Raw genomic sequence first — 4,486 nt, forward strand, 5'->3', positions numbered from 1 at the left:
CCGCCTCACCGTCCACCGCCCCTACCCGAACCTGCCGTCCCTCCTGGCCGCGGCGGACGAGGCGACGTACGACCTGAGCCCGTCGGACGTGGCGGAGGCGCTGGCGGCGGAGCCTCTGCCCTCGCTCCCCGGGAGCACGTACGCGGCCGCCTCCACGGCCCTGAGCGCCGCCTACGCCGCCTACGAGGCCCGATTCGGCCACAGCTTCGTCATCTGCCTGGACGGCACCGCGCCGGCCGAGTCCCTGGACTGGGTACTGGCAGCCATCCGATCACGACTGACGAACGACCCGGAGGAGGAGCGGGCCGTCACGGCGGAGGAACTCCGGCACCTGGCAAGAGGACGTCTGGGACGCGTCCTGAGGGGCGCGGGGCCGCATCGGTCGGCGGCTGCGCCGCGAGGGGAGTCCCCCCTGTTCGAGCGGAGCCGAGAACTCGGGGGAGCGGGCAGCCACCACTGACCCGCACCCGGACTGACCCACACCCGGCGGACCGCACGAACCCCCGGCCCGGCAGCCGCCCCCGCTCACCCGTCCGTGCAGCTTTGAGCACAGGTTCGATCACGTGGGCGGACCCCCCTGCGAACCTCGCCGCACCGGCTGGTTACGATGCTGAGGGCCGGTGGACCGTACCCGGCCGGGCCCGACCGACAGTGAAGCCGGCGCGGCCCTAGTCCCCGCTCCCGGAGGGTTCTTCCGTGCCGGCTGGAACGCTGTACCGCGGCCGGGAAGGAATGTGGTCCTGGGTGGCTCACCGAGTCACCGGCGTCCTCATTTTCTTCTTCCTGTTCGTTCACGTGTTGGACACCGCGCTCGTCCGCGTGTCTCCCGAGGCCTACGACACGGTCGTGGCCACCTACAAGACGCCGATCGTCGCCGTGCTCGAGTACGGTCTGGTCGCCGCCATCCTCTTCCACGCGCTCAACGGCCTGCGCGTCATCGCCGTCGACTTCTGGGCCAAGGGCGCCCGCTACCAGAAGCAGATGCTCTGGACCGTGGCCGGCATCTGGGTCGTGCTGATGATCGGGGCGATCTACCCCGTCCTCGGCCACGCCGCACGAGTACTGTGGGGGAGCTGACGCACATGTCCACCTCTGAAACCACCGCAACCGGCATCGGCCCCGTCGAGGCCGGCTCCGGCTACAGCGTCGACAACCCCGCCCCCGTCATCGAGGCCCCGCGCCAGCGCACCAAGAAGACCCCGCGGTCGACCCGGGGCAACTTCGAGATGTACGGCTGGCTGTTCATGCGGCTGTCCGGCATCGTCCTGGTCGTCCTCGTCATCGGCCACCTGCTGATCCAGCTCGTCCTGGACGGCGGCGTCTCCAAGATCGGCTTCGCCTTCGTGGCGGGCCGCTGGGCCTCGCCCTGGTGGCAGGTCTGGGACCTGCTCATGCTGTGGCTGGCGATGCTGCACGGCTGCAACGGCCTGCGCACGGTCATCAACGACTACGCCGAACGCGCGAACACGCGACTGTGGCTGAAGGGCCTGCTCTACACCGCCACGGTGTGGACCATCCTGCTGGGCACGCTGGTGATCTTCACCTTCGACCCGAACATCCGCTAGGCCCCGGGACCGAGGTATTTCCTGATGAAGATCCACAAGTACGACACCGTCATCGTCGGCGCCGGTGGCGCCGGTATGCGTGCCGCCATCGAGGCGACCAAGCGCAGCCGCACCGCAGTCCTGACCAAGCTCTACCCCACGCGTTCCCACACGGGCGCCGCGCAGGGCGGCATGGCCGCCGCGCTGGCCAACGTGGAGGAGGACAACTGGGAGTGGCACACCTTCGACACGGTCAAGGGCGGTGACTACCTGGTCGACCAGGACGCCGCCGAGATCCTGGCGAAGGAGGCCATCGACTCCGTCCTCGACCTGGAGAAGATGGGCCTGCCGTTCAACCGGACGCCCGACGGGACGATCGACCAGCGCCGCTTCGGCGGGCACTCCCGCAACCACGGCGAGGCCCCGGTCCGCCGCTCCTGCTACGCGGCCGACCGCACCGGCCACATGATCCTCCAGACGCTGTACCAGAACTGCGTCAAGGAGGGCGTGGAGTTCTTCAACGAGTTCTACGTCCTGGACCAGCTGATCACCGAGGTCGACGGCGTCAGGAAGTCGGCCGGCGTGGTGGCGTACGAGCTGGCGACCGGCGAGATCCACCTCTTCCAGGCGAAGGCCGTGATCTACGCCTCCGGCGGCTGCGGCAAGTTCTTCAAGGTGACGTCGAACGCGCACACCCTGACCGGTGACGGCCAGGCGGCCGTGTACCGGCGCGGGCTGCCGCTGGAGGACATGGAGTTCTTCCAGTTCCACCCGACCGGCATCTGGCGCATGGGCATCCTGCTCACCGAGGGCGCCCGCGGCGAGGGCGGCATCCTGCGCAACAAGGACGGCGAGCGCTTCATGGAGAAGTACGCGCCCGTCATGAAGGACCTGGCCTCCCGCGACGTCGTCTCCCGCTCGATCTACACGGAGATCCGCGAGGGCCGCGGCTGCGGTCCCGAGGGCGACCACGTCTACCTGGACCTGACCCACCTGCCGCCGGAGCAGCTGGACGCCAAGCTGCCGGACATCACCGAGTTCGCGCGGACGTACCTCGGCATCGAGCCCTACACGGACCCGATCCCGATCCAGCCGACCGCGCACTACGCGATGGGCGGCATCCCGACCAACGTCCAGGGCGAGGTGCTCGCGGACAACACCACGGTCGTGCCGGGCCTGTACGCGGCCGGCGAGGTCGCCTGCGTGTCCGTGCACGGCGCCAACCGGCTGGGCACCAACTCGCTGCTGGACATCAACGTGTTCGGCAAGCGGGCGGGCATCGCGGCGGCGGAGTACTCCGCGAAGGCCGACTTCGTCGAGCTGCCGGAGAACCCGGAGTCCTTCGTCGTCGAGCAGATCGAGCGGCTGCGGACCTCCACCGGCAACGAGCGGGTGGCCGAGCTCCGCCGTGAGCTGCAGGAGGCCATGGACGCCAACGTCATGGTGTTCCGCACCGAGCAGACGATCAAGACGGCCGTCGAGAAGATCGCCGAGCTCCGGGAGCGCTACAAGAACGTGGCGATCCAGGACAAGGGCAAGCGGTTCAACACGGACCTGCTGGAGGCCGTCGAGCTGGGCAACCTGCTGGACCTGGCCGAGGTCATGGCGGTCTCCGCCCTGGCCCGCAAGGAGTCCCGCGGCGGTCACTACCGCGAGGACTACCCCAGCCGCGACGACGTCAACTTCATGCGCCACACCATGGCGTACCGCGAGGTCGGCGCCGACGGGTCCGAAACCGTCCGTCTCGACTACAAGCCGGTCGTCCAGACCCGCTACCAGCCGATGGAGCGTAAGTACTGATGGCAACCCCCGTTCTGGACAAGGTGGAGGCGCAGTCCGCCGCCTCCCCCTACATCACCGTCACCTTCCGCGTCCGCCGGTTCAACCCGGAGGTCTCGGCGGAGGCGACCTGGGAAGACTTCCAGCTGGAGATCGACCCCAAGGAGCGCGTCCTCGACGGCCTGCACAAGATCAAGTGGGACCTCGACGGCACGCTGACCTTCCGTCGCTCCTGCGCGCACGGCATCTGCGGCTCGGACGCCATGCGGATCAACGGCAGGAACCGTCTGGCCTGCAAGACGCTGATCAAGGACATCAACCCCGAGAAGCCGATCACGGTCGAGCCCATCAAGGGCCTCACGGTCCTGAAGGACCTGGTCGTGGACATGGAGCCGTTCTTCCAGGCCTACCGGGACGTCATGCCCTTCCTCATCACGAAGGAGACGAACGAGCCCACCCGGGAGCGCCTGCAGTCCGCGGAGGACCGCGCCCGCTTCGACGACACCACGAAGTGCATCCTGTGCGCGGCCTGCACCTCGTCCTGCCCGGTGTTCTGGAACGACGGCCAGTACTTCGGCCCGGCGGCCATCGTCAACGCCCACCGGTTCATCTTCGACAGCCGTGACGAGGCCGGCGAGCAGCGCCTGGAGATCCTCAACGACAAGGACGGCGTCTGGCGCTGCCGCACCACCTTCAACTGCACCGACGCCTGCCCCCGCGGCATCGAGGTGACGAAGGCGATCGCGGAGGTGAAGCGGGCGCTGATCACGCGCCGCTTCTGACACCGCGCCGCACACGACGCCGAGGGCCCCGTTCCGGACGGAACGGGGCCCTCGGCGTGTCGCCGGCCGGCCGTGCGCCGGCGGCGTGGGGGCGTCAGCCGCGCAGGACCCGGCCCTGCGCGTCGGTGCGGTCGTTGCTGGTGAGGAAGATGATGCCGTCGATCAGGGCCCAGAAACCGAGACCGCCGCAGGTGAGGAGCTGGGCGATGCCCACGCCCACGGAGCCGACGTAGAAGCGTCCGATGCCGAGGTATCCGAGGAAGAGCTGGAGGATACCCGCGACGATCTTCGACTTGTCGGAGTACGGGCGACCCTGCGGGTCGTAGCCGTACGGGGCGTTGGGGTCCGCCATCATCCCGGGGCTGTCGCTTATACACATCT

The 4,486-nt window shown here is 68.8% G+C and carries 6 protein-coding genes; 5 read left to right on the forward strand and 1 reads right to left on the reverse strand.

Annotation, left to right across the window (positions count from 1 at the left end; genetic code table 11):
• The 5 genes from C1I97_RS31990 to C1I97_RS32010 form a co-directional block, all read left to right on the forward strand.
• The coding region (locus C1I97_RS31990; RefSeq protein ID WP_111006551.1) for a 2-oxo-4-hydroxy-4-carboxy-5-ureidoimidazoline decarboxylase at window positions 1-460 on the forward strand (460 nt) is incomplete at its 5' end.
• Between the two features lie 236 nt (window positions 461-696).
• Window positions 697-1,077: a succinate dehydrogenase, cytochrome b556 subunit gene (sdhC, locus tag C1I97_RS31995; protein WP_111006552.1), complete on the forward strand. Its 381-nt coding sequence runs from the start codon at window positions 697-699 to the stop codon at window positions 1,075-1,077.
• Window positions 1,078-1,082: 5 nt separating this feature from the next.
• A complete protein-coding gene (locus C1I97_RS32000) occupies window positions 1,083-1,565 on the forward strand; it encodes a succinate dehydrogenase hydrophobic membrane anchor subunit (protein ID WP_111006556.1) in 483 nt (160 codons plus the stop codon).
• A 24-nt stretch (window positions 1,566-1,589) separates the two neighbouring features.
• A complete protein-coding gene (sdhA, locus tag C1I97_RS32005; RefSeq protein WP_111006553.1) occupies window positions 1,590-3,344 on the forward strand; it encodes a succinate dehydrogenase flavoprotein subunit in 1,755 nt (584 codons plus the stop codon).
• A complete protein-coding gene (locus tag C1I97_RS32010) occupies window positions 3,344-4,105 on the forward strand; it encodes a succinate dehydrogenase iron-sulfur subunit (protein ID WP_111006554.1) in 762 nt (253 codons plus the stop codon). Before sdhA ends, C1I97_RS32010 begins: the two co-directional genes overlap by 1 nt.
• Window positions 4,106-4,199: 94 nt before the next feature.
• Here the strand turns inward: C1I97_RS32010 and C1I97_RS32015 are convergent, their stop codons facing one another.
• Complete coding sequence (locus C1I97_RS32015) at window positions 4,200-4,460, reverse strand: TM2 domain-containing protein (RefSeq protein WP_111006555.1); 261 nt, start codon at window positions 4,458-4,460, stop codon at window positions 4,200-4,202.
• Window positions 4,461-4,486 lie beyond the last annotated feature (26 nt).

The sequence above is a fragment of the Streptomyces sp. NTH33 genome, assembly GCF_003236365.1.
Taxonomy (GTDB): Bacteria; Actinomycetota; Actinomycetes; order Streptomycetales; family Streptomycetaceae; genus Streptomyces.

What these genes read in the sequence shown, in the direction of transcription:
- C1I97_RS32000 (WP_111006556.1), top strand. Translation starts at nt 1,083, where the DNA reads ATGTCCACCTCTGAAACCACCGCAACCGGCATCGGCCCCGTCGAGGCC.
- C1I97_RS32015 (WP_111006555.1), bottom strand. Translation starts at nt 4,460, where the DNA reads ATGATGGCGGACCCCAACGCCCCGTACGGCTACGACCCGCAGGGTCGC.
- C1I97_RS32010 (WP_111006554.1), top strand. Translation starts at nt 3,344, where the DNA reads ATGGCAACCCCCGTTCTGGACAAGGTGGAGGCGCAGTCCGCCGCCTCC.
- sdhA (WP_111006553.1), top strand. Translation starts at nt 1,590, where the DNA reads ATGAAGATCCACAAGTACGACACCGTCATCGTCGGCGCCGGTGGCGCC.